This is a genomic window from Aldersonia sp. NBC_00410 (genome assembly GCF_026342035.1).
Classification (GTDB): domain Bacteria; phylum Actinomycetota; class Actinomycetes; order Mycobacteriales; family Mycobacteriaceae; genus Aldersonia.
Genome location: NZ_JAPENM010000013.1, coordinates 88,972 through 114,787, shown reverse-complemented (window position 1 = coordinate 114,787; position 25,816 = coordinate 88,972). Strand labels below are relative to the sequence as shown.

17 protein-coding genes are annotated in these 25,816 nt (G+C 67.1%); 4 read left to right on the top strand and 13 right to left on the bottom strand.

The window, feature by feature from the left end; genetic code table 11:
* Positions 1-63 precede the first annotated feature (63 nt).
* The 3 genes from OG921_RS24355 to OG921_RS24345 form a co-directional block, all read right to left on the bottom strand.
* Positions 64-780, bottom strand: coding sequence for a hypothetical protein (locus OG921_RS24355; protein ID WP_266113624.1), 717 nt, complete (start codon positions 778-780; stop codon positions 64-66).
* Between the two features lie 1,240 nt (positions 781-2,020).
* Positions 2,021-2,989, bottom strand: a complete 969-nt coding sequence (locus OG921_RS24350) for a hypothetical protein (protein ID WP_266113623.1) — start codon at positions 2,987-2,989, stop codon at positions 2,021-2,023.
* Positions 2,986-3,426 carry a hypothetical protein gene (locus OG921_RS24345; RefSeq protein ID WP_266113622.1) on the bottom strand — a complete coding sequence of 147 codons (441 nt, stop codon included), beginning with the start codon at positions 3,424-3,426 and terminating at the stop codon, positions 2,986-2,988. Before OG921_RS24345 ends, OG921_RS24350 begins: the two co-directional genes overlap by 4 nt.
* Positions 3,427-3,669: 243 nt before the next feature.
* Here OG921_RS24345 and OG921_RS24340 point away from each other — a divergent pair, with 243 nt between their 5' ends.
* The 4 genes from OG921_RS24340 to OG921_RS24325 all read left to right on the top strand — a co-directional run bounded on the left by OG921_RS24340 (position 3,670) and on the right by OG921_RS24325 (position 12,067).
* Positions 3,670-7,254, top strand: coding sequence for a hypothetical protein (locus OG921_RS24340; protein WP_266115154.1), 3,585 nt, complete (start codon positions 3,670-3,672; stop codon positions 7,252-7,254).
* A complete protein-coding gene (locus OG921_RS24335; protein ID WP_266115153.1) occupies positions 7,251-8,519 on the top strand; it encodes a LamG-like jellyroll fold domain-containing protein in 1,269 nt (422 codons plus the stop codon). The genes OG921_RS24340 and OG921_RS24335 overlap by 4 nt, the downstream gene beginning before the upstream one ends.
* Positions 8,516-10,201 (top strand): hypothetical protein, encoded by a 1,686-nt coding sequence (locus tag OG921_RS24330; protein ID WP_266115152.1) that lies wholly within the window; start codon positions 8,516-8,518, stop codon positions 10,199-10,201. The genes OG921_RS24335 and OG921_RS24330 overlap by 4 nt, the downstream gene beginning before the upstream one ends.
* Before the next feature lie 1,107 nt (positions 10,202-11,308).
* Complete coding sequence (locus OG921_RS24325; RefSeq protein ID WP_266115151.1) at positions 11,309-12,067, top strand: hypothetical protein; 759 nt, start codon at positions 11,309-11,311, stop codon at positions 12,065-12,067.
* Positions 12,068-12,463: 396 nt separating this feature from the next.
* Here OG921_RS24325 and OG921_RS24320 read toward each other — a convergent pair whose 3' ends face one another.
* The 10 genes from OG921_RS24320 to eccCa form a co-directional block, all read right to left on the bottom strand.
* Positions 12,464-13,150 (bottom strand): hypothetical protein, encoded by a 687-nt coding sequence (locus OG921_RS24320; protein WP_266115150.1) that lies wholly within the window; start codon positions 13,148-13,150, stop codon positions 12,464-12,466.
* Between the two features lie 70 nt (positions 13,151-13,220).
* Positions 13,221-15,206 (bottom strand): type VII secretion protein EccE, encoded by a 1,986-nt coding sequence (gene eccE / locus OG921_RS24315; protein ID WP_266115149.1) that lies wholly within the window; start codon positions 15,204-15,206, stop codon positions 13,221-13,223.
* A gap of 5 nt (positions 15,207-15,211) precedes the next feature.
* Positions 15,212-16,669: a type VII secretion-associated serine protease mycosin gene (gene mycP, locus OG921_RS24310; RefSeq protein ID WP_266115148.1), complete on the bottom strand. Its 1,458-nt coding sequence runs from the start codon at positions 16,667-16,669 to the stop codon at positions 15,212-15,214.
* Positions 16,630-18,066, bottom strand: coding sequence for a type VII secretion integral membrane protein EccD (gene eccD, locus OG921_RS24305; RefSeq protein WP_266115147.1), 1,437 nt, complete (start codon positions 18,064-18,066; stop codon positions 16,630-16,632). The genes mycP and eccD overlap by 40 nt, the downstream gene beginning before the upstream one ends.
* A 132-nt stretch (positions 18,067-18,198) precedes the next feature.
* Positions 18,199-19,023: an ESX secretion-associated protein EspG gene (locus OG921_RS24300; protein ID WP_266115146.1), complete on the bottom strand. Its 825-nt coding sequence runs from the start codon at positions 19,021-19,023 to the stop codon at positions 18,199-18,201.
* Between the two features lie 124 nt (positions 19,024-19,147).
* Positions 19,148-19,426: a WXG100 family type VII secretion target gene (locus tag OG921_RS24295; protein WP_266115145.1), complete on the bottom strand. Its 279-nt coding sequence runs from the start codon at positions 19,424-19,426 to the stop codon at positions 19,148-19,150.
* Between the two features lie 46 nt (positions 19,427-19,472).
* A complete protein-coding gene (locus OG921_RS24290) occupies positions 19,473-19,787 on the bottom strand; it encodes a WXG100 family type VII secretion target (protein ID WP_266115144.1) in 315 nt (104 codons plus the stop codon).
* Between the two features lie 118 nt (positions 19,788-19,905).
* Positions 19,906-21,291: a PPE family protein gene (locus tag OG921_RS24285; protein ID WP_266115143.1), complete on the bottom strand. Its 1,386-nt coding sequence runs from the start codon at positions 21,289-21,291 to the stop codon at positions 19,906-19,908.
* A gap of 21 nt (positions 21,292-21,312) precedes the next feature.
* Positions 21,313-21,609, bottom strand: a complete 297-nt coding sequence (locus tag OG921_RS24280) for a PE family protein (protein WP_266115142.1) — start codon at positions 21,607-21,609, stop codon at positions 21,313-21,315.
* Between the two features lie 106 nt (positions 21,610-21,715).
* Positions 21,716-25,816: a type VII secretion protein EccCa gene (gene eccCa, locus OG921_RS24275; RefSeq protein WP_266115141.1), complete on the bottom strand. Its 4,101-nt coding sequence runs from the start codon at positions 25,814-25,816 to the stop codon at positions 21,716-21,718.

Below are 25,816 nucleotides of genomic sequence, written 5' to 3'. Positions count from 1 at the left end.
CCAACGCCCGAGACCCCGTCGCGCGACGGTTCCAGCGTCGCTCCAAATCAGAGCTCCACGGCACTACTCGGTGTCGTGGGGGAGAGTGGCCAGCGTTGACCAGTCGGTGCCATAGGCGGCGTGTACGTCGGTGAGGAACCGGTCGATGGGATCGATCAGTGTTGTGCGCCCCCTTTCGTCCGAGGCCATCACGATCCCGACGAGTCGGTACATGTGTGGTCCGGTGGAAATGTAGGCGGGGCCACCGGAATCGCCAGGGCCCACCGGGAGCCGCGCGGTGACCATGTTCGGAGCGATGGCGGTGACGGTGCCGCACGCGAGACCCGTATGTCTACCGATGTGGCAGATCCGGTCGTCGACGTGAGCGTCGGCGAATCCTTGAAGAACCTGGCCCCAGTCACGGTCGACCGATGAGATCTGGACGCTGGGGTAGAGCTCGATGACGCCGTAACCGCGGGCATCGCCACTGCTCACAACATCGCTTCGCTCGGGCACCGCGTCGGCGAACCGGCCGATCGGGCGCCGGGCGTTGTCGGTGACCGGGACTGTGGGGTCAGCACCGAGACAATGACCCGCGGTGAAAGCGAGCTTGGTGCCGTCGTCCGCGACACCGGTGAAGCCGATGGTGCATCCATTCGAATCGTGCACGATGCCACTGCCGGGATTGATCACCACGGGCGGCGACGCCGAAGCCGGAGTACAGATGCCCCCCACGATCGTCGCCGTCACCGCGGTCGCACACGCGATTGTGAGCCTGATCGTGCCACTCGTGCGCATCATGGTGTTCCGCCTCGCATGTCCCATTGGTGGGACCAAGGGTAGCGCAGGCGGTGTGGGGTTCGCGGCACCCCGCGAGTGCCGAATCCGACAGACTCTTGCCGTGGGGCTTATCAGGTGAGATGGGTTACCTGCTTCCCAGGTCTCCTGGGAAGTGTGTTGCGTCGAATCAGCCGACCGCTTCAGCTCACCCGCTCCGGGAAAGCTCACTGAGCCAGCGAGTGATGATTCCATCGAGATAGCGCAGCAACAGTGTGGGCTGTCGAAAACACGCGACGTCGATCACGGTGGAGCCGCCCTCTGGATTCCGGGCCCGAACTGTACACGCGCGGATTGGTCACACGCAGGATCGGCCCACATCGCCAAGAGCCATCGTCACTCTGTGTGCTGCACAGTCTCTCGGCGCAGTCCCTGGCGCACTTGGCTGTGAGGGGGTCTGAACGGAGTCGCAGCAACGCGTTCAACACCATTCCTGACTGTGGGTTCGTATTGTGCGCCATAACCAATTGCAGTGCCCGGGCATCAGTGATGCCCGCAGGCCCCAGTCGGATCATGCTCTGAACCCACAATCCGTAATGCCACCCGTCCCACCAGTACGAGGGCAGGACCCCTTCAACTGTCTGCTCCGACAGCCAATCGATAACTTCTTCGACCTCGCGTTCCATGATCCCGAGACGACTCAATAGGCAAACTACGACCGCAGACACATCGGGATGAGGCACATGCCAGCCAGTCGGCGCAAACATCGGATCCGAACTTCCGCCCGAACGGTAGGTCGGATAACCAGACATCGGATATCGGGACGAAATCAACTCGGCCAGAACATGTTCAGGGACTGCGAGGTCAAACCTTCTCAGCACCATCAGCGCTTGCGCTGTGCTGTCGTTATCTATTCCGACTCGTGAGTTGTATCCCCACCCTCTTCGATCCGAGAGCGACCATCGCAAGTAGTTCGCTGCACGTTCGCACAGGTTTGTCGCGCCAGGAGTGTCCTCCAGTACCACCGCGACGTGGGCAGTGATCCAGTCTGTCGAGGCACCCGGTAGCAGCATGAACCCGCGCAGCGAACCATCCCGATGCTGACTCGCCTCCAGATACCGGATGCCGCGGGCTATGGCGCTTGCCACATCGGGCTTCCCACCGGGGGGTATCGCAACGTGCCGATTCCGGGCGCGTTCGGAGGTCTCGATCAGCCGATCAAACCCCCCCAAGAACCCCAGCCTGACAAGTTGCCGCGGATCGCTCACTGCGATCCCTGCGTGAGACCCCGAATGAGTGCACGCACCTCGCGCTCACGACCGCATTGGCGTGCGGCACGAAGCGCGTGCTGGGCGTGCAACACGAGACCTCGCTCGATCGAAGAGCGGGACCGTCGCGCGAAAGACAGGCGCATCATTCCGAGAGCGGCAGCAGAGAGTCGGGGGAACATCGGCGAGGTGTTCGAACTCCACAAGAACTCGTTGGCGTGAAAACTCATCCAGTCCCGACTGAGATCGACGTAGTCGTCCCAAGCCGCAAAGAACCGCGCCAACGCTTCGAATACGCGAGACACGTGACGATCATCGGACGTATTCGCGAGTCGGCCGATGAATATGGTGGGGAGCCTCTTCGCGATCAGTGGAGAGCCGATTCCCATCTCTGATAGATACATACGTTCCAAAAGCACGGCCAGCGCTGCACGATCGCTGGGAGCATCCGCCAGCCGAAATGCCAGGCTACCTAGGACATGGTCGAAGAGTGCGACCACCGATCGGGCACTCGTACCCGAGGTTTGGGAAGATAAGCAGCGGATGTCGCCATTCATCCGCTTCCGAAGCCGCTGGGGGTCGAGGGCTTGTGCGGCCTCAGGAAGGTGTGCGGGACGCTCATCGACCAGGGTGTCGAAAGCCGCGACTGCCAAGTTGAAGGCGGCTGCCTCGTCGAGAATTTGTGATGCCACACCGCTTTGCCTCGGAATGCCCAGCTCCGCAATATTGGCTCCCCAACGCGCAACGCCGGTGACCCGCTCAGTGGTCCAGCCAGGAAGCACGTCTGTGTGTGTCTCGGAGGGTGTGAGAGCCGAGGTGACAGGCTGCAGGCGTTCGATCACATCCTCATGCGTCGCCAGGGCCTGGACTGGACCGCCGGCGAGTTGGACCAGGTTGTGCTCGACTCGCCGACGAGCGGGGCCCGACGATCCGAAACGCACACGAATGAAATCCGAAGCGATCACCAGATACTCGTATCGGATATCCAGCTGCTGGCCATCACCCGGGCTTGAAAACCTTCACCGTTTCCAAAGTATCCGGACACCACACCCTCGACAGAATCAACTGAGAAGGTAGCCGAGCCGAAATCTCCTTGGACCGTGCCGTTATCGCTGATCGTCACTCCCACCGTGCCGACAGACCATTGTTTCAACTCGGCATGGCTTTGATTGGACCAACGGCCTTCTTGGTACGCCCGCCCACCGTTGTAGATGCATCGAATGTAAATCTCGCGCGCAGCCGCCCGATCCCAGCTGGTCCCGCCCCAGATGCTGGAGCCGCCTTTTCGGTATACCGTGACCTGCGTACCCACGGTGTTGGAGAAGAAGAAGTTGTTCTTCCACGCTTCAACGTCTGCCTTCCAGCCTCCATCGCGACTGTAGACCGTTATTTCGCTCGCCATTGCTCGCTCCTGCCTGGAATGTTGCTGCAGCGTCACTGATGGTCTTTGTGCCCCATTGTGGACAGTGCGGCGTCATCTCGCGCGAGTAGCTCGCTACTCGAATATTCGGGCCCAGGCATGGGCGAGCGGTTGATCTCCGGATGGGCGTGAAAGATCGGACACGAACGTAATCGCCCCAATGTCCGAGGACCGATGTACGCGGAAACTGCTACGTGAGTCCAACTTGGTGCATAGTATCGACGGATGCCGGGCTTCTACCGGGCCTACGGGCAGCTGCGGCGGGGCGGGGGGCCATGGCGTTCACCGTTCCTAATTCCGCTTGTCGCCAACGCCAATCCGGTTGGCTTTCCCACGGAGGATTGGCATTTCGCTATCGACGCCGGCGCCGTGGCCGCGGATGTGGACGCCTTCCTGACAGGGGACGGCAACCTGATCAAGACGCTGTATGACTACCTGTCCTCGGGGAACCTGACGTTGACATTCACCATCCGCCCCTCCACCGGTCGTGTCGTACGGGATATCACGGTCCGCATTGTGGTGTTGGTGAGTTCTGCTGATTTGACCGTGGACAGCGGCGAGTTCGATGAAGAGGGCGCCCAGTTCGCTGCCTTCGAACTGCGGGTTGGACCGGGCACATCGCTGCCTCGGATCGATCTCACCGTTGGAATCAGGGACGCACGGATCAACCCCCAGCAGGTGGATCTCGCGAACTCGTTGACGGTCGCGGCGGGCGGCGTCGCGGTCTCGTCCATCTCGCTCACCGTCGACCCGAACGTCGATATCCCTGTCGACATGGCTGGGGGGTTGGTCGACGCCGACGTCACCAGGCTCCCAGGGGTCGAAACCAGCTACGTTCCCTTGCTGAACCAGTACTCGGAGCGTTCGCGCGACGTTCGCGGCGTCGACCTGCGTTGGCTGGACGATCCCGTGGCACCGCGCCCCGCGAGCGCAACGTGGGTACGCCTGGCGGGGAATCCGATGCAGCCCGTACCGCAGCTCAGGGCAATACTGCACACACCCATCCAGCCCGATCCACCCACGAACGTGTCGCCGACTGTCGCGGCCCTCGACGGCGGGTCGATGCGTCCCGGCGTATACCGCTACCGGCTGACACATGTCGACGGTGCCGACAACGAGTCACCCCCCGGCCCGCAATCCGACCCCGTCGAAGTCACGAACCCCAACCGAAGAGTGCGTGTGTCCGGATTCCCCCCACCGCCGCCCACCATCGAGAAAGTCCGCGTCTACCGCACCGACACAGACCGGACCTTCCCTCCCGATCTGGAGCAAGGTGCCCGCGGCGACGACGTTCGGGTTGCCGAACTCGACCGCGACGCGACCGAACACATCGATACGGGCGACGCCGCCGCACGACCCGACGCGCCACCGTATGCGCGGCTCACCGATCTGGTAGCAGTGGAGTTCGAAGCAAACCAAACCCTCGACCTGCTCGGGGACCTGCGGATCGTTGACCCCAAGAGCGACACCACGTTTCACGCGGATCTGTCGGCTCCGCGACGAATCCGGCTGATCTACCAGCCCGGCGCCACGCCTGCCCTGCGGTGGACTGCCGAGTCGATAGCCGCGCGGGCGCGGCTGGTCGCGGACTCGCTCCAAACGCCCGTCGGCAACGGCGTTGATGTCCGGATCGAGCAGGCCCCGCAACGATTCGACCTGTCCTGGATGTCGCTCGGCTCGGAATACTTCGCCTTGGCTTTGGACGCAGGCCCGGAGCAGCGATTCGGCCGCATCGGCGCAATACTGGGCGCCCCGCCGGCACCGGTGGCATGGCCGGCGGGAGACGCGTTCCTGACCGCGGATCTGTCCGCCTCCGCAGGGTCACTCGTCGCGATGTCCGAACTAGTCTCTGCGCGTATCGAATCCGGATCCGCGAAATGGTTTGATCGCGACTCTGCGGCAGGTCGCATCGCGATCGATGCGCAATTCGACGAGAACGGCACCGCCGAGCGGGACCTGCGGATCGGGTGGGTTTCCCGCGCCGATGTCCAGGACCCCCTGTCGCTGCGGCTGAGTGGACATGGCCTACCAGCCCGACTGGCTGCGGTGTTGACCAACCCGCCGGCGGGCCCACAGATCGTCGATCTGTGGGCCCGGATCCTATGGCTGCGCTGCGCGTTGGGCATCGGATCGAAGGCTGCGGGCCAGATCTTCCTCGACGACACCACCGATCGATTGCACGCCGAGTTCTCGCCGGATGCGATCACCGTCGACCTCGCGGGCCCGGCGCGAGTGGGTGGGCGCATCGACCGACTCGCCGACGGTAAGGTCGTAACCGCGCGCCCCGACGTGATAATTCCAGCCTCGGTTGGCGAAGGCGACGCCCGCACACCGTCCGCGGCCGCAACAGGCCTGACCACCGATCGAATCGTCACACACGCTCCCGAGCCGGGTGTGTCGGGTCGGATAGCGGCATCGTGGCCACCCTCCGCGCCGCTGAGTGCACGGGCGAACCCGCAGGCTCGTGTGCTCACACACGGCGCCTGGGAGCCCGAGCAGGGCTTGCGCGCGGCGACGGCGCGGCTTATTGGGTTTCGGCGGCTCGAGCTCAGCCCCGCCGTGTTCGGGTCCAACCCGCCCGAAGGCCAAGTCGCCACCATCGTCGAGTTCGACGCGGCCCGCGCCAACAAGTCCTTTCGGTTCGAGGCGATCGAACGTGAAAGGCGAGTGCCGGTCGACCCGGATCCGCGGGCACCGTCCGGGGCCCGGTCCTGGTGTCGGACGCGAACCGGCCTAGTGCCCCCGCGCATCTCATTGTCGACAGTGCACATTCGCGACGCGGCAGGCGCGATTCAGCTCGGCGGTGTATCCCTCGAATCGGCCTCGGCGTGGGGAGCGGGTGTCGTGTGGGCGGAGCCAAGCTACGTGTGGGACGACTCCATGAAACATCCTGCGGTTCACTTCCCATACCCCGTCCTTTGGGATCTGGGACAAGATCGAGGGATCGGCTTGCTGACTGTGGGGTTCGAACAGATCCCCGCAACCGTCTCGTGGTGGGACCTCGCGCACGCCGTGGCGTTGAGCACCGCGCGGGTGCCGGCCACCCTGCGGCTGCCAAGCGTCGGTCCGGTCGGGGCGAATTGGTCGCCCGGAGGCGCGTTGCTCCGGATGGGAGGTCCGCTCCGCCTGCACTGGCTCCGCATCGCAAAGCAAGACGGCTACGGGCTCGTATGCCGAACCGACGGTAAAAATCACCCAGTGCGGTACGGAAAGTGGACGGAGATCGCCGCGCCGTTCGTCACGATCGAACCGGCGACCGGTCAGTCGTCCACGCAGGTGACGTTCTGGTCGGCAAAAGGACCGGGGGAGCGGTGGACCGATCCCGGAGACCAAAATCCTTGTGAGGGAAGTATCCTCGGCGGTTTGTCTCCGGCTCCTGGGCCAAAGTCTCGCGCCTCGGCGCAGGGTTGGTCGATCGACCCGTCAACGCGCCTCACGCTTGCGTTGACGCTGAGCGAGCTGAACACCCCGAGTGGGACAGTCAAGGCGCGGTGGTGGTCGATGCCGACCCGCGAGGAGGAGTGGGACGGCGAGGACGACCCGAATCCCGGTGTCTGGCAGCTGCGGCAAGCGATTCAGATGGAGAACTACGCCGGCCTGGTCGCGCTCTATCCCGACGAAACGACGGACAACCCGTTCGGAGACTGGGAGGCCGGCCCGGGCAGATGGTGGCTCAGGGCGCGTGACAGTCTCGAGGCGATCTGCACGGGCGATGCGTACTTCGGTAACGTCGGCGGCGGCTACAAACTGCCTGTCGGTGAAGGCGTTTTCACAACACTTCCGGCGATCTTCAAATGGGGCACGCCGTGATCGTCGACCGCTTGATCTGCCACCACACCTATCGCGGGACAACGGCGTTTGATCTCTCGGGGAACGGCAACCACGGCGAGACCGAAGGGCTCGTATCGGTGGGCGGTGGAATCGCGAGCTTCGACGGAGGTGAGGACTGCGTCAGAGTGCCGGTAAGCGAGTCGCTCTCGTCGCTGCGGGCCGTGCGGGTGTCGGTCACCTTCCGCTGGACACCCGAGCCGCTGATGTTCCCGAAGCGATTCAACCTCGTCGAGGGCTATCTGTCGTTCGCGCTGATGATCGAGCGCATCGGCGAGAACCCTGCAGGGCAACTGTCCGGTTCGATTCTCGACCGAACCGGAACCTGGCGGGCCATCCAATCCGATCCCTACGTTGTCACCCCGGGCTATTGGCACACAGCGGTATTCGTGCACGACGGGATCAGTTCCTGCCGCCTCGACCTCGACGGTGTCACTGTCGCCGAGGCCTTCGATGTGCCGGGCCCGGTCAGCGGCGTCCACGCCCACTACGGGTTGGCCATCGGGCATTGGCCCGATCCCGACGCGCGGTATACGTTCGCAGGCGAGATCAGCGAGTTCCAACTGTGGAAAGACCGCCCCGAGGCGATCCGCGATGCGGCGGATCTGTGCTGCTGCACTGAAACGGCGAGGGCGGACGACGCGTTCGCGCACCTACGAGAGGGTCACGATACCGACGCCCACGTCCACGCGGCCGAAGAACTCTACGACGTCGGGTCGCGAGCGTTCGGGCTGATGGCCTCCGGCGGAGCGACCGAGCGCAATCACGCTCACGACCTCGCCCGACGGTTCGCCCTCGCGGTCACCTCCCAGGACCTCCAGGCGATGCAGGACGCGATCGCGGCGGGAGCGGTGTTGTCCACCTCCACTATCCCGGCAAACGAGCGGACGGAGCTGACCGATCGGATGGTAAACGCCCTGCGGCAGACAGTGATTGGGCCGTTCCTCGACGCAGCACTGAACGGGGGACTCGACTCGACCGAAGCGATAGAGACTGCGCTCGCCAACACCGGACTGGACGTGTGGCTACGCGGATTCTGTTTCGAGTGGGCGGTGGATCAACGCGATCCGGCGCGAGAGCCGCAGCGGCCTGCCGACCACCCTGGGCGCGACAATGACCCGACAGTCGACAGGCCCCCCGACGAGCAGCCACCCGGCTGGGAGGCGGGCCCGCGCCACGACAACGGCGCCAAGATGTCCCTCCGCGGGCTGCCGGCGTTCAGACGAGGAAGGGCCACACCGCAATGATCGAACTCACCGCGGAAGCCATCGAGGCGCTCGCGCTCCGGTTTTATCCCATCCTGCGGTTCCATGAGGAGGAACGGTTCTATCCACTACTCGCAGAATCCTGGCTTACCACTGTCGCAAACGGCGTGTGGCCCGAGTCGCCGAACCGCGACGCGCTCCTGCTCGCGCGTCCGGATGATCCGGCGCGGCGCGGCGCCTCATTCTGCCTGTCTCCCGCCTCGGCCATCGACTCCGTGGTACCGATCGCGGGTTCGCCGGTGGACGGTGACCGTCCGATCGGCCTGGACTCGAATGTGCTCGCGCAAGTGATTGCCAAGGGCACATCGATGTTCATGAGCGTCGGAGGATGGCCATCCGAGCGGTCACCGTTCGCCGCGGGCGATATCGATTACCTGGGACAATTGACCTCGGAACTCGCGGCTGCGATCAATCCCGCGCTCGAGTGGCAGCCGCGAGACGCGGCCGAACCGCTCCCCCCGCCGCCTGGGCAACGGGTTATCCCGCAGCTGATCCCCTGGCAGTGGATCGCCCAACCACCGAACGTGACGATGTACTGCGAAGTCGCGTGGGCCGGCGCCTGGGCGCGCCGCGACGCCCGGGCTGCTTCCCGAGATTACGGCGGGGCGCGCGATCTCGATGGCTATGTCGCGTTCACCTACCACCTGTTCTATGCGGCGCGGGATCCCGGCGGTAGCGGGCGACGTCAAGAAGGACAGTGGGAAGCAGTCACATTGTTCTTCCGGGCCGATGCGAGGCCGGCAGAGGGCAGCGAACTGATCGAAGGCAATCCGCTGATAGACGAGACACCGCACGCCGTGGTGATCTCCCAGGGACGGACCAGCGACGACGCCAGCTACCACACCGACTCGCGCCCGTATGCCCTCTGTGAACGGATCGCAGACCGGCCCGTCATCTACGTGACACGAGGATCGCACCGCAACCTGTTCGAACCGGTCACCGGCGAGACGTACGACCCAAGCAAGTACGGCCCACACGCTCCGGACACCACTGCGCACGACAACGAATCGAACTCGTGGATCGGCGTCGACGCCTATCTGATCCTCATGGGCCTGCTATGGGCACTGGCAGCGCTGCTCGCCGCTCTTCTCGCGACAGTCGTCGGCTGGGGTGCAGCGATTTTCGTCGCCTCGATCATTGTCCTGCTGATCCTCATCCTGTTGATCATGTGGATCGTCAGTGCTTGCGACGAGGCATCCGACCGCGACGCCGGCAAGAACGTCGCACCCCGCACGGAGCCGGAAGAGGCGTCGACCACTGGCCCGCAATCCGGGGGAGACGGAACCGAGGAACCGGCCGGCCCCGCTCCCGCGTCGGGAACGGCAGGAGGGGCCTCGCCCGAAGGAGGCGGTGCTGCGCCGACGGCGGGGCTGCCGAACACCGGCTCGCCAACCGGTCGGTCTACATCGTTCCCCGACATCCGCATCATCGAGCGGCTGTTCGTGAACGGCGCGATCAGAGAACATACCGGGTTCCCCGCACCGGCGACCATGGAGAATCCCCGTTGGTGGGACTATCCGGGCCGTTGGGGTGTGCAGGTCGCGCCCGCTCCGGCCTCGGGCACCTGGGAATCGGGTGGTAGGCGGGTGGACGACCTCGGCCGTGACTGGGGCTACTACTGCGGAGTTGGGATGTTGCAAGCAATACATGGTGGGATCGTGTAACCGTCGTACGGCCGGGAGGATACGGTGTCTGTCGCTGATCGCAAGCACTCGGTTGAATCAGAACCTAAGCGGGAGAACACGCCCTCGCCACCGGAAACGGTTGCAGTTCGGTTCACCGGCCGCAGGGGTGTGCAGGGGGCAGTAGTCGTGGGCGACAACCACTGCACAGTTGTCGCGTGGCGCGGTGATCGTCGTCTGTTCGCGCGGTTTGAGCGGAATAGCCTCGGCGAGAGTGGTTTTCGCGCAGTATTGGTCGAAAACCGTGACGCAACAGCAGTTTGCACAAGCTGCACCGGACCGCTGCGCCGCAAAGGCGCTTTGGTGGTCGCAAACGACGGCTCTTGGGAGTCGCTGATCGAGCGGTTCACGCATACCGGATCGCTGTCGACCGTCGCGGTGGGCAACGGGGATGACACAGGGACACCGGTTCAGTTGCGTCGAGCACGCCGCTCTCGCGGCGGCGATCTGTGGTGGACCGCCGACGCCGAGCTCCGCCATGTTGCAAACGAATCCGGGGCTGCGCCCGGGGTCGGTGCCAGATGGATCACCACTGGGCGTGTCGAGTTCGCGAGTGGGGGGTCCGGGTCGTACCGAACAATGAGCTACACCGGCAAGCAGGAAGGCTCGGGTAGTTGGACACCGATTTACGCCGGTCCGCACGCCGCTGGTTCTCGCCAGACCGTCACCACCAAGGACGGATCGACGGAAACGAGATCCGACACAACGGTGATCGTCCAAGACTCCGGCGAACGCCTGATAACTCATGAGCGCAGCACCAAAACAACCACGCCCGGTGGGGTCACGTCCACGTCGAAGGACACAACTGTGTCCTCATTCGATGCGAAAGGCAATGTGTCGCGGTCGGCTTCGCATGAATCACGATCGAACACCGGCCCCACGGGAGGAACTTGGGAACATTCCACTACAGGTCCGAGCGGCGCGAGCGAGACCACTCACGGGGCAAGTGCCTACGACCCTGCCTCGGGGGCCGGCAGCGTTAGCGAATCAACCGTTCACGCCGACGGCTCGGTCACCATCACAACCGAGACGTCGGGAGGCGACGGTACCGTCACGCGCCACTCGACGGAGTACGACGCGAACGGAAACATGGTGTCGGACAAGACAACGAGCGGGTACTCCGACCCGTACGGGCACTTCGTGCCCGACTCGGGAAGCGGGGACAACGGCGGCAACGGGGACAACGGCGGCAACGGGGACAACGGCGGCAACGGGGACAACGGCGGCAACGGCGGCAACGGGGACAATGGCGGCAATGGCGGCAACGGGGACAATGGCGGAAACGGGGACGACGGAGACGGCGGGGATGGTGGAGACGGCGGGGATGGTGGAGACGGCGGGGATGGTGGAGACGGCGGGGATGGTGGAGACGAGGCTGCCGCCGGTGGTGATGATGATGGCGGTTTCGGTGACGACACCGGCGGGGGCCAACACCCAGGACTCGGCTGGGATGGAAGCCGCGATGCGCCGTTGGGTGGCTATCATCCCGATCCCGATGATGCCGGCGACGCTGGAGAAGGTCTGGACATGTTGGGCCGAGACTCGATCGCAGGGGCGTTGGCGAAGACATTTCGACACGGAGTGGGTGGTGGTTTCGACGTGGGGGAGGCGGGTCAAGGCGACGACATCGGCGGACCCAAAGTACCCGAGATCACCCTGAAGAACGCCGACTACGTTCCCTTGGACCCCGAGTACGGCGATTGGACGAATCCTGCCGCTCATCTCGAGTTTGCAGCAGCAACGGTCCGTGCACTCGCCATAGTTGATGTCAGCCAAATACCCTCTATCGCAAAGGCGACCACAGCACTGGTCCAGTTGCTTGCCTCGTCCACGTCACTGCCGCAGTGACCCTTCCCGATCGTGACGTCACGCCGACCCGGCTGGGAGTCGAGTACCCGGTCCTCGAGAACCGAACAGCAGCTTCGGGCGGGCGTTGAGATACTCGATGGCGGTGGCGCGGAACAGTGGAAGTGGCCTCGTGGCACGGATTCTGGAGGATGCTCAGGATTCAGGCCGCCCGCGTCGGCAACAGAGTGGACAGGCCCGAATCGTCGAGAAACTCACCCGGAGTCAACGCTGCTTCTTCACTGACCGTTGTAGGGGTCCAGAGCCGGGGTTCTCCCGCGGTTGGCCCGACTCGTCAGGCCTGCGGTCACCCCAATTTGTGGGCGCTGGACACTATTACAGGCCATGCGGGCAGACCGCTGGGGCCAGTCCCGTGCGGGCCAGTCCCGTGCGGGTCGGTCAACTCGGTACGGGTGGACGGCGGAGCCGGGAAACGCTGCGCTTGACGCCGACCCTGTCATCGACGAAGTAGGCCGGCGAGACATCGAAAATGTTCGCGAACGCGAAAATCAGATCCAGTCGCGGAATGGTGGCCGACGGCCGCCGCGCCGGGGGAGTTTCCCCGCTCAGCAACCGGTACAGATGCGATTTCGACACCGCGACGTCGGGGTAGCGCTCGGTGAGGATCTGATAGAGGCGGTAGCCGGTCAGACGGCGTGGTTCCTCACCGGGGGCCGTGGCCACGTCGTGGCTGTCGACGAGATCGCGAAGCAGGATGTCGAAGCCGGGAACTTCGCGCGATCCCACGCGTTCGGCGTCGTCGATGTCGAGATCGTCCACGAGGAAGTAGGCGGGCTCGATGCCGCAGATCTCGGCTACGGCGAGGATCAGATCCAGCCGCGGGATCGCGTCACCGGACAGCAGCCGGTACATGTGCGTCTTGGACACGGCGACATCCGGAAACTGCCTGCTGATCAGGTCGTGGAGGGTGTACGCCGACAGCGGGCGAGCGGCGTCGCCTTCCCCGATCAGGAACGAGTTCAGCACCACTCGCAGCTTCTCCGCGAATGCCAGAGATATCTCGTTGGGCAACCCGTTCACACCTTGCGGTCGATTGGCAGGAGGCTGGGCTGCGGGTTCGTCCATTGCCGTCATCGTGTCCTAGATAGTCACACACGAACATGTCGATGCAGCAACACCCGTACCCGCGTGGTCCTCACCCGTCGTGTCGCGTGTCGCGTGTGACCGTGGGCGGCGGGTCGCCGGCGGGACCGCTTTCGCGGGGTTCCTTCTCGCGGTCCAAGGTGTCCTGGTCCTGTTCCTGCCGCACCAGTTCCGCCGATCGCTGTCGAGCCTGCTCGATCTCGAACGACGAGGACGGCTGCGGTCGTGCGGCGTGCCCTGCCCCGTTGGCCGAGGTGGACGCGGGGTCGGGCATCTTCGGTGGCGGGGACCAGCCGCCCGGTGCCGGGTCGCGCCACACCGGCGGATGATGCGCCCGCCCTGCCGCGTCGCGTTGCCCCACCGCCGCGGGCCGCGCGTCACGCGGGGGCCCCGCGGCGGCCACGGTCCCGCGCCCGGCCCCAGTGTTTACCTGCGGCTGGTGACGTACCGGGCGGGCGGTGCCCTCCGCGGACCCGGCGGCGCGGAACGCGGCCTCGGCGGTGGTGGTGGCCACGACGAGTTCGAAACGCCGGGGTCCGATGGTGAGCACGAACTGCGGCCGCCGAGGATCGGGCTGGGCGATCCTGGCGTCGGGCTGCAGATCCGGCACCGGATCCCCGGGGCGCCGCAACGCGAGCAGCGTCGGTGTCCGGTCGTCGACCATCTCTGATTGCTCGACCCGGTCGAGGACCACGATGTGCGCTGCCGCGCCACCCTTGTGCTGCCCCGCCAGCCACATCCGGCCGTCGCCGTGCGCCAGCAGACGCCGCCACCGCGCCGGGTGCTCGGTGTGCAGCTCGACCCGCGCGCCCGCGGTGATCGCGCGCAGCACGAGCTGGTCTGCGAGCTGCTCACCCGAGGACACGTCGATCACCTTCCTGGCGCCGCCGATGGGCCGGAACAGGGGCAGCGTGAGCGCACCGTTGCCGTCCGCGGTGCGCCCGATGAGCTGACCGGTCGGGCCGATCGGCACCACGTCGAGCCCGGCCTCGGTCAGGTCGCGCCCAGCCGGTGTCAACGCCCGGGACCGCGCGGTCGGCAACCCCGCCGCCAGTGCGGCGCCCTGCTCACCCGGAAGCGCCACGAGACCGGGCAACGGTGCCTGCATGAACTGGTCGCGAGTGGTGTAACGCACGAGCCCCGACACATCGACATCCTCGCCCGGTCCGGACCGCAGCCGGACCACGGTCGCGGTGTGCGCCTCGGCCGACCACCACCGGTGCGCACCGGCCAGTTCCGTGGGATCCGCGGCGTAGCTGGTCATGATCAGTTGCCCGGCCCGCACGTGGTCCCACTGTTCCGCCGCGGCCGGCGGCGCGAGCATCCGCTCCTGGCTGCGCAGCTGCGCCGCGCGCAGCGGCTGCGCGCAGATACCGTCCTGCCGCAACCGTTCGGCGATCCGGACGGTCGCCGCGGCAAGCGTTTTCGGGGCCGATCCACGCCGCTTGATCGCGTCGAGGTTCTGGCCCGGATCCAGCCTTACCAGCAGCCAGGTCGCGCGTGAGGCGACCAGCGGTGAGTGGCCCACCACCTCCGTGTAGTCGCCGAGCTTGCCGGCGCCGGGCATACGGCCCAGCCCCGCCGAGGTCGCGTCGACACCGACGACGACATCACCGAATCGCAGCCACCGTGCCACCGTCGGCAAATCGATCGCCCCGCAGTCCACCGGTCCCGCGTCACCGGCGAACACGGTCGGCGACAACGGGTCCCGGGACCCGACCGAGATCATCGACACCAGCCCGTCCTCGCCCCACCGCACCCCGGTCACTGCGCCGGCCACCTCGACATCGACCACCGCCGCCGGCGCCGCCAGCGCCCGCCGGCGGGCCAGCAGTGCGACAGGATGCAGCGCGCGCCGGATCAGCGGTGCACCGTCGATCGTCAGCACCCCGGCGCCGAGCATCGCGACCAGCACCAGCAGCGGCGCCCACCACGCGCGCGTCGCGGTCGCCGCGGTCACGAGCAGACTCGTCCCGACCGCCAGCGCCGTGAGCGTGCCCGCGTGCCGCGGCAACGCGGCACCCACGTCTGTGCTCATGTCGGTCACCGGCTTTCTTTTCTGCGACGAAGGACAGGGAAGGCCGCCAGGGCGAGCAGAGCGACGATGGTTGCGCCGAGCGCGGTGACACCGGCCGCAACCCGCGGCAACCGATCCGGTTCCGCCGCGGCCGCCGGCATCACGAGGTCGCTGTGCCCGTAGCGCCCGCCCGCCGAACCGTCGACCGGGATGTCGGCGGTCAACGCCGCGACCGGGTCGAGCAACCCGGATCCGACCGTGTTGTCGACCCCGCGCGCGGGACTGTGCGCCGACCGGGTGAGCCGGTCCATGATCTGGGCCGCGCTCAGCTGCGGGAACTTCGCCCGCAGCAGCGCCGCGGTGCCCGACACGTAAGCCGCGGCATAACTGGACCCCGCGACCGGGACGTCGCCGCCCTGCTGTCCCTGTACGCCGTTGATCGCGCCGTCGCCACCGCTGGGCGACAGCGACACGATCGCTGTCCCCGGCGCGGCGATACCGACCCACGGGCCGCGCAGCGAGTATTCCGACGCCGTCCCGGTGGGGGAGGTGAACCCGGCCGACAGCACGTACGGGGTGAACATCGCCGGCGACACCAGCGTCGTGGCCTGCCCCCATCCCCGCGGATCGTGCTGATCACCGGGATTGTCGGGCGGATTCTGCTCGCAGTGCGCATCGGCCTGCCCGGAACCACCACTCGAGGTATTCCCGGCCGCGGACACGATGACCGCGTCGCGCACCGCGGCGGCGTACCACAAGGCCGCGCCGAGACCGGCCTGATCGACCCCGCTCCCGGGCGCCAGGCACGACACCACCGAAATGTTGATCACCCGCGCGCCCAGGTTCGCGGCGTGCACCACGGCCTTCGCGAGCGACCGCAGATCCCCCGCGGTCCGCGAGGCATTCGGGTCGTTCGGGTTGGTGCCCGCTGGCAGGTCGGCGGAGAACGCGTCCGAGGACTGGCGGATGGACACGATTCGCGCGTGCGGCGCGACCCCGACGAACCCGTCGCCGGGTGAGGCGGCGGCGCCGATGATGCCGGCGATCAGGGTGCCGTGCGCGTCGCAGTCCGACAGCCCGTCCCCGCCGCCGACGACGTAGTCACCGCCACCGGTCAGGTTCGGTAACCGCGGCTGCGGCCGGACCCCGGTGTCGATCACCGCGACCAGCACACCCGCTCCGGTCGAGAGTCGATGCGCCTCGTCCAGACGCAGCGCCACCTCCGGCGGCGGGGGCTGGGTCAGGTCGCTGCCGGCCAGGACGCCCGCGCTCGCGCACATCTTCGTCTGCCGCGCAGCACCTTCGGGACCGGGCAGGACATCGGCCGGGATCCGTGACCGGTCGATACCGGGCGCCCCGGGTGTCTGCGCACCCGCCCCACCGGCGGCGACCACACCGGCTACAGCGCACACCACGACCACCGCCGCAGCGCGACCCGGGCGCATCAGATGTTCCGGATCACCGAGTAGACGCCCATCACCCATGCCGCGAGCGGGATCAACACGACGACGAGCAGCTGCTCGGTGAGCTCGATGCTGCGCCGCGTCACAGGTGACAACTTCGCCCCCGGCAGCCGAGCCGCGGCCGCCGCGGCCACCGTGACCGCCGCCATCACCGCCACCGCGACAAGCTGAGGCCCGATCTCGCTGTAACCGTTCACGATCCGCGCCCCTGCACCCGCGACCGTCGCGAACGCGGCGCCGTACATCACCAGCGCCTGCACCCGGTCGGTGTAGGAGCGGGCCCGCAGAAACAGCGTCCCGACCACGAGCGCCGCGACCACGAGCTCGACCGGCAAATGGTAGGTGTGCGGTGCGACCGTCACCACCGTCGCGACCACCAGCACCGTCGTGGTGCCGACCAGCAACCCGGTCAACGCCTTGTTCGCCGCCCGCGCCCGCCGCTCCAGCACACTGGTCGGGTCGACATCGTCGACGCCGAACGCGCCTTCCAACGCTTCCGGGTCGAGATCCTCACCGGGCGCGGGTAGGTTCGGCGGCCGGATCCGCGTCGCGATCACCGTCACCTTCGGTGCGTTGACGAGCACGATCACCGCGACGATCACCGTCGCGGCCGCAACGGCTTTCACGCTGGACCCGACGAACCCCACGAACAGCCCGTCGATCCCGGCCGCGACCGCGGCTGTGATGACGGTCGCGTGCAGCATCACCCCCAGCCCGCCCAGGGCCCGCAGCAGCAGCGCACTGGTCAAACCCGCGACCGCGGCCGCCGCGACGACGTTGGCGGCCGTGAAATGTCCTGCGGCGTCCTCGGGTGCCGGCACCAGCAGCCCACCGCCGGTGCCGAGCAGGACCAGCGCCGCGATACTGCCCGCGTACCCCGCCCGCGTCGAATGCCACCATGCGCGTGCCGCACCCGCGGTGCCTGCGGCCACGACACCGAGGAGCAACGCGACACCCGCGCACACCAAACCCGGTACCGCAGTCGAGCTCTGCCACGACCTGATCAGCAGGCCCGCGCACGTCACCGCTCCGGCCACCACCGCGACCAGCGACGCCGCCCGCGCGGTGGACGGCTCGAACTCGGGGAAATCGCGTTCGTTGATCTGGGCGACCGCGGCGGAGATCTCCTCCACCAGCGGCCGGAAATGCTCTCCGTCACCTGCAGGCCGCAGCTCCAGCAACGACCCGTCCAGGACACCTGAATGCGCGAGAGTCCGGTGCCGGGGGACCGGGGACTGCCCGATCCGCGCCAGCGACAGCGGGCGGCTGCGGTCGATGACGATCTCCGCGTCGGCCTCGGCCAGGGTGGTGAGCAGATCCTCCATCACGATCTCGAGAGCGACCTGGTCGGCGAGATCGACATCGATCTGTTTGTGCCCCACCAGGATCGCCACCCGCACCCGTGAAGGTGCGCTCACACTGTCGACGGTCGATGCGGCCACGATGGTTCCTCCGGTCCGGGGTCGACGACGTTGCTCGGCGCGCGCCCAGCCCGCGGGGGTGGGGCGGCCTGCACGAAGCGTAGCCAAAAAATAGTCCCACCACGGGAACTAGTGAACATTGATCTTCGTGCGCGTCCCGAACCAGTCGCGATCGGGAAGCAGCGCACACAGATCCGACACCCCGTGACGGAACTCGGCCAACGAGCCCGGCGCGAACGTCGACCACATGCGCCCGTCGGAACCGCGTCGCACACGCGAAACAACCCGCCCACCTTCGGTATCGAACACCCCGATACCCGCACCCAACGGCCGCCGCACGGTGGTCGAATGCGACACCATCGTGATCTCACTGGTGCGCGGCGCAACAGCGAGATCGGTGATCAACCGGGCCGTCGCCACGTCCGCACCCAGCCCGCGCAACGGACCCGCCATCTCCTCGGGCCGATAATGCCCGGCCAGCTGCGTGAGCGCGTCCGTGAGCGCGGTGAACGGCTCGAACCGGATCGGTGCGTGCTCACCCAGCGCCGCCCACAAAGCGGCAGTGACGATCTCGTGCACACCCAGCCCACTGCTGAACAGCGGCTGCACCACCACACGGTCACCGAGCCGGGTCGCCATCACATGCAGATCACCGGCACGAACCACGCAGACACGGAGCATCGTCGCGCCGCTGCGCACCCGCGCCGCCGCTTCGACATCGGGATGCCCCAGCGCCGACACCCACGCCAGCACCTCGGCCCCGAACCGGCCCGCCGCGCCGAGAATCCCGGCGTCGACGAGAGACCGGGTGAGCGCGGCATCGACCTGCGCCTGCTCCTCGGGATAGAACACGGTCGGAAACAACGCCAGCACCTCGGGCCACAACGCGACGTCGGTCTGCCTGCCGGCGAGCAGCAACGCATCGACCCCGAGCTCGATACTGACCGCGATCATCGAACCGCCCACTTCCGGTCGCGAGACCGGGGGCACCGCGTCACGCTCGCACCGAGACCGGACACGCCGGTCGCGGCCGAATGCATCAGCGGCGCAACCGGTCCCGCAGCGACCACCCGCTGCCTCAGACGAAACGGGTCGCGATGAGCGCGTCGATCTTCGCCATCTCGATCCCGGCCTCACCCAGCTTGACCGACATGTCGAGCAGTGCCGCGTTGACCTCGGTGATCGTCGAACCCAGCCGCGTCTGCGCATCCTGCCACGACAGGGCGCCCGTGCTGTCCCACGACGACTTCAGCTTCACGACCGTGCCCTGCATGTCCTCGAAGTTGGTGTTGAGAGCTTTGTGTGACACACCCAAATCGGCTGACGCCGAGGCGATTCCTCCATAGTTGTACAGCATTTCGGTAGATCCTTCCGGAGAGTGATAACGAGTCGGGACGGGGTGTTCAGACGATGTTCGCGCCGGTGCTGTTGAAACGCTGCCCCAGGTCGGCGTCGGTGTTCGTGTAGGTCACGCCGGAGATCCCGACGTTCTGGGCGATGTCGTCGAGCAGACGGTTGGCGTTCCCGCCGGCGACCTGCCACCGGGCGTGCGCGCCCTCGAACGCTTTGCGCGCATCGCCCTGCAACGACGCATACAACGCGTCGTTGATCGCGGTCACCTTCGCCAGCTGAGTCTTCGCGAAGTCGTACTGCGTTGAGAATTCGCCGGAGGCACCGGCATGGACTGCACCGTCCGCCTGCAAATGCGAGTTGGTCATCGGGGTTCTCCTGTGCCGAAGGGATGGAACTTCCTGATTTTCCCGACCGTCCTCCGGTGTCCACCACGAACCCGCGATGGTGTGCCCCGAACGGCCAAGGGGCACAAGCTTTTGCATCTCATCCGCTACGTGCGGCCGCGTTCACGCCGTCTCTCTCGGGACTACGCTCGCCGTCCGCGGCGGCCGGGCCCTGCTCGACGACCGGGATCGCCATGATCCGCGCACCCTCGACAACGGCACGCCGCCGTGCCGGACCGTCAGTGACCGGGCCCGAGGCCCCGCCGTACATCGGGCCGCTCATCGGTCGGCCCGCGGCCGAGGCCTCCGCCGCGGCACCGGCCGATCGGGCGGCGTCGGCCAACGACGCTGGTGGCGCCGTGATCCCGGCCGCCGACAGTGTCGACTCCCACCCCGACGGCATCCGGAATCCCGCGACCGCGCCCGACATCCCCGACATCGACGACGCGTAGCCGATCGACGCCGACGCCAATCCCGACCCCTTAGCGAGCGCGGCACCGGCCACCGAGAACGGTGCGGCCCCAGCGAGTCCGGCATTGGCCAGCGCCCCCACCCCGGGGGCGCCGTCGAGGCGCCGCATCAAGAACTGGCCCATCTGCGACGCGCCGCTCGCGGCCGGTGACACCACCGACTGCACACCGCTGCCGACTTGCCCGGCCACACCAGCGACCTGCTGCGCACCACCGGCGGCCTGCTGCAGCTGCGGCCCTGCTTGCGCCGCGGCCATCTGCGCCTGCGCGAGCAGTGCCTGGGCACGCGCCTGCGCCGACGTCGACGCCGTGCTCTCGTCACTCTTGGCGCGCCCGTCCTCGCGGATACCCTGCTCCATCGCGACACTGTCCGGGCGCGTGAACTCGAGGATGTCGGCCTCGATCCCGGCCCGCGCCCCGGCCGCCTCGAGCTCGGCGTCCTTGAGCGGGGTCAGCGCCGCATCCATCGCCACCTTCGAGGCGCCGGGGGACCCGATACCGACACCCACGATCGGTGGCGCCGGCAGGAACGGGTCGAACACGGCGTTCGCCGCGGTCGAAGCCGCATAGACCGACATCACCGCCGCAGCCTGCACCCACATCGCCACGTAGGCCGCCTCGTTCGCGGCGAGGGCCGCAGTGTTCTGGCCCACGACATTGGTCGCCGCCAACGTCACCCCTGCCGCCTGATTCGCCTCGATCACCGGCAGCGGCGGCATCGCAGCCACCGCGGCCGTGTACGCCGCGGCCTGGGCTTCCGACCGCGCTGCTGCGGCCGCGAGCTGAACGGCGGTGGTCTGCATCCACGACACGTACGTGCTCATCGCGGCCAGCGCGATCGCCGACGTCGGACCGACCCACATTGTCGCCATTTGCGTCATGAGAGTGGTCATCCCCGCAGCGGCACCCGTCAACTGCCCCGACAGCGCTGTGTACGCCGTCGCGGCACTGTGCAGCGGAATGGGCCCGGCCCCGGCGATCAGACGCGCCGTATTCACCTCCGGGGGCAATGCCAACCACTCCACAGGATCGTCTCTTTACGCGAGCAGCGCGGTGTTCGCCGCATCCGCCGCGGCGTACTCGGCGGCGATGACATCGAGCTCGACCCCGGCGCGGCCCAGCATCGCCTGGGACTGCGCGCCGACGCCGACGAAATCCGCGCCGTGCGCACCGAAAACGCTCGACGCCACGATCGAGGCGTCATCGACACCGGCCGGCGGTAGCGCCGACACGGTGACAGCGGTCGCGGTGATCGCGTCCGTCACCTGCTGCACCAGGCCCGCGACGCCCAGGGATGCGCTGGTGAGAGCGGTGGGCTCTACTTCCAGAAACATGTTCGACCTCCGGTCTGAGGGATACGTATCCAGCCTGGACGGATCGTATCCCAATCGTGGGACTAGTGGGAGAAAATCGCTCGGTGTTTACGCTGGTCACGGCGCCTCATTTTTTTGCGATCCGGATGAGGTCGGTGTTACCGCGCAGCGGCTGCAGGTAGTCCGCCTCGCCTGCCGGGTGCATGCGCGGCTTCTGCAGATCGAACAGCTTGCCTTCGCTGGCCGGGCCGTCGAGCATCACCACGCTGGTCATGTTCGCCTCGAACGCGCGCAGGATCGGATCGCTGTGCATGGCGATCGCGATGTCCTTGATGTTGCGTGCGACGATGAGATGAACGCCGTAGTCGAATCCGTAGGGCAGCAATGAAAGCCACGGAAGCAGTGGATTGTCGGTGTTGTTGCCTCGCCCGGCGAGCAGGTCGTAGTCATCGACGATGATGAACAATTCCGGTCCCGTCCACCATGCCCGCTCCTGCATGTCGGTCTGCGAGAGCCCGTCGGGTATTCCCCGCATCTGCGGCATCTTGATTGACCGGGCGAGGTCATCCATTTCCAGGCGGATACGGTCACTCGGCGCGGTGTAGGCGGGCTGGATCATCCATTCCTCGCCGCCGATGGTGTCGAGGTGCTGGCGCCGGAAATCGACGACCATGAACCGGGCGAGCCGCGGATCGGGGAACGACTCCTTGATGCCTCTGATGATCGAGCGCACCGTGGTGGAGCGCCCCGACGCGCGGTTGCCGGTGATCAGCAGGTGTGGCGATTCCGTGAAATCGATTGTCGCCGCACCGAGGTCGGATTCACGGACCCCGAACGGGATCGACCGCAGTCGTTCGATCGCACTCGCGCCATCACCCGGCGCCTGCCAGAGAGCGAAAACATCGTCCGGCGCGATCACGTCGGGCAGCAACCGGACCGGCGGCGCGTGGCGGTCCTCGTAGTGACCGGCGACGACCCGCACCGCCGCGGCGGTGGCCGCCGACACGCTCACCGGATCCCGATCACCGTCGAGCCGGGGAAGCACGGTCATCAGATGCAGTGCCTCGGGCCCGATCCCGCGTCCCGCGCGCGCGACGGGCACCATCGCGGCCACGGCGCGGTCGATCACCGATTCCTTGGGGTCACCGAGACGAAGTTCGAGACGCGACTGCAACTGACCCTGCAGCCCGGGCCGGATCGACGACCACGACGAGGCGGCGATGATCAGATGCACCCCGAGAGCCAACCCGGCCGTCGCGATGCTCTCGAACTCGGTCTTGATCTCGTAGAGCGGGTTGTTTTCCGCGACACCCCAATCCCAGCCGTCGATGACGAAGAAGACGTCGCCGTACCCGTCTTCGGCTCCGAACTGGGCGGCGAAACCGGGATCAGCGCCGACGCGGGCACGAACCTCGGCCATGTCGGCGACCCCGAGCGCGGCGAACACCCGCTCCCGCCGTTCGAGCAGCTGCTTGACCGTCGCGATAGTGCGCCGGATCCGGGTGAGCTGACCACGCAACGCCACCGACCCGACATGCGGCAGCGACTCGACTGCCTTGAGCCGGCCACCACCGAAATCGAGCACATAGAACTGGACCTGTTCGGGAGTGTGGGTCATCGCCGCCGACAGCAGCAGCGTCTGCAGAAGCGTGCTCTTCCCGCTCTGGGAGGCACCGACGATCGCGATGTGGCCATGGGCTCCGGTCGCGGTGAACGCCCACGGATCCTGGCGCTGGTCCCGCGGCCGGTCGAGCAGCGCCACCGGGAAACGCAACGACGCCACCGCCTCACCGACCGGAGACCGCGGCACGAACGAATCCAGAGTCGGCGGGATCCGCAACTCCGGCAGCCACATCGCCCGCGCCCGGGGCGCCTTGTCCGCGAGCTGGGCGACCACCGTCTGCAGCAACGTACGGACCTCCGGCTCCTCACCGGCAACCGTCTCCTCCACCGCGATGAGCTCAGCGGGATCCGCGAACTCGGCTGCCACGTCGATCTGCACCGCGTCGGCGGTGAACAACCTCGCCGGCTCGTACCCCGCGATCCGTGCCCGCTCCGCCACCGTCGAATGCGAGCCCAGCTGCGGGGCCGGCACGTAATCGCCGGACACATATGCGGATTGAAATTCCTCCAGCTCCGAGGATCCTGCGCGCAGGAACCCGTGCCCGGGCTCGTTGAGCGGAATATAGTAGGCCTGCGGATCGCCGATCACCTGCTTGGAATCATCAGGTGTGTTCTGGCGCAGCGCGATCCGGTACGACATGTGCGTCTGAAGCCCCCGCATCGGACCCTGCTCGAACGTTTGCGAGGCCATCAGGAAGTGGACCGCCAGCGACCGCCCCAACCGGCCCAACCGCACGAACGTCTCCGCGAAATCGGGATGCTGCTTGAGCATCTCGATGAACTCGTCGATGACCACCAACAGTGCCGGCATCGGTTCCAGGTCCGCGCCCCGCGCCCGGGCCTTCTCGTAGTCCACGACGTCCTTGAATCCGCCGGCATCACGCAGAACCCGCTGCCGGCGCTCCAGTTCGCCCTCCAGGACGTCCTTCATCCGCGTGACCAGATCGGACTCCTCCACCATGTCGGTCACGATCGCGGTCACGTGCGGGAGCCCTTCGAGCCCCAGGAACGCCGAACCACCCTTGAAGTCGACCAGCAGAAGATTCACCACGTTGGGGTGATGTTGTACCGCCAGGGACAGGATCGTCGTGCGCAGCCACTCCGATTTCCCGGACCCCGTCGACCCGATGCACATGCCGTGCGGCCCGACCGCCCCCTGAGTCTGCGAGCCGTCCTTGATGTCGAGGGAGAACGGGTGCCCGGTTGCGACCTCGTGTCCCAGCACGATCCGCAGCCGTTCACGCGCCGGGCGCGGAGCCCACAGCGCCGCGACATCCAGATGCCCCGGATCTTCGATCCCCATCAGCGAGGCCCAGTCGTGGCGCTCCTCGTCGACCAGCGATGCCAGCGCCGTACCGGTGTCGGTGAGCCGGAACGCCGACATCCGCCGCGCGATCACCAGCGCCGCATCCAGCGAGAGGTAGTCGGCCTCACCGACGCGCTCCGGGACCGACGCCGGCCGCGGATCCTGCTGCGCCAGCGCCCCATCCGGATCGAGTAGATACATGATCCCTCGCCGCGCCGACAGCGCGTCCTCGCCCGGGTCGAGCTGCAGCCACGTCACACCAGCAACCCCGGCCAGCGCATGATCGTCGTCCTCGGCGGCACTGTCACACACGATGACGATCTGACGCTGGTCTGCGCGCTGCTCACCGGTGGTGGAGAACACCGCCCGGTCCGCCAACTCCGCGGCCAGGCCTTCCCGTAGTTGCGCCACCGACCGGTACACCAGCCGCGCGCTCCCGGCACCGTCGACCGCATCGGGATGCTGAGTGTGGGGCAGCCACTTGCACCACTCCCACACGGCCGCATGGTCGTCGTCGACGACCGCCGCGATCAGCACATGATCCGGACCGTGCAGCACCGCGATGTGGCACAGCAGTGCCCGCACCACACCACGCACCCGATCCTCGAGCCCCTCACCGACAGCCCGGAACCCGAGCGCCGGCTGATCGGTGAACGACGCCCGGATCGGCATACCCGCCACCGTGGAATGCGTCTTGACGAACCGCGCTACCACCACCGCCGTCAACGGATCGACGTTGCCGCCCGACACCGGCGCCGACTCCGGCGCCGCCGGAGCCGCGTCCAGCGCCGTGCGGCCCCGCGCGATCCGCGCCTGCCCCCACGCCCCACCGGCCCGCCCGCCCGATATCCGCTCCCACATGCGCGGTGTCCCGATCAACGTGACCAGCATGTCCGGCGCCGGGTTGTGATACACCGCCGCCTCGAACTGGGAGCGGCCGTTGTCGTGGATGACAGCCCGGGACCGGGAAAGGCCCTGCAGGAAGTCTTTACGGTCCTCGTTGAGCTCCGAGGTTCGTTTACCGCCACCGCCCATGCTGCCCGCGAACATCGGCGCCATCCCGCCGATCATCATCAGTGGGAAGAGCATCATCATCGGATTGAACCCGCCGCCCGAGCGGACCATGTACAGCACCATGCCGCCCATACCGACCATCACGATCACCGGCATCAAGATCCGCCACGTCGGTGTGGGCACCGCCCGCGGCAACTCGACCGGCGGCTCCACCACAACCTGTTGCATCCGCTGCGCCGGCGCCGGCGCGGGCTGCGGGGGACGCTGAAAACGCTTCGTAGCCAA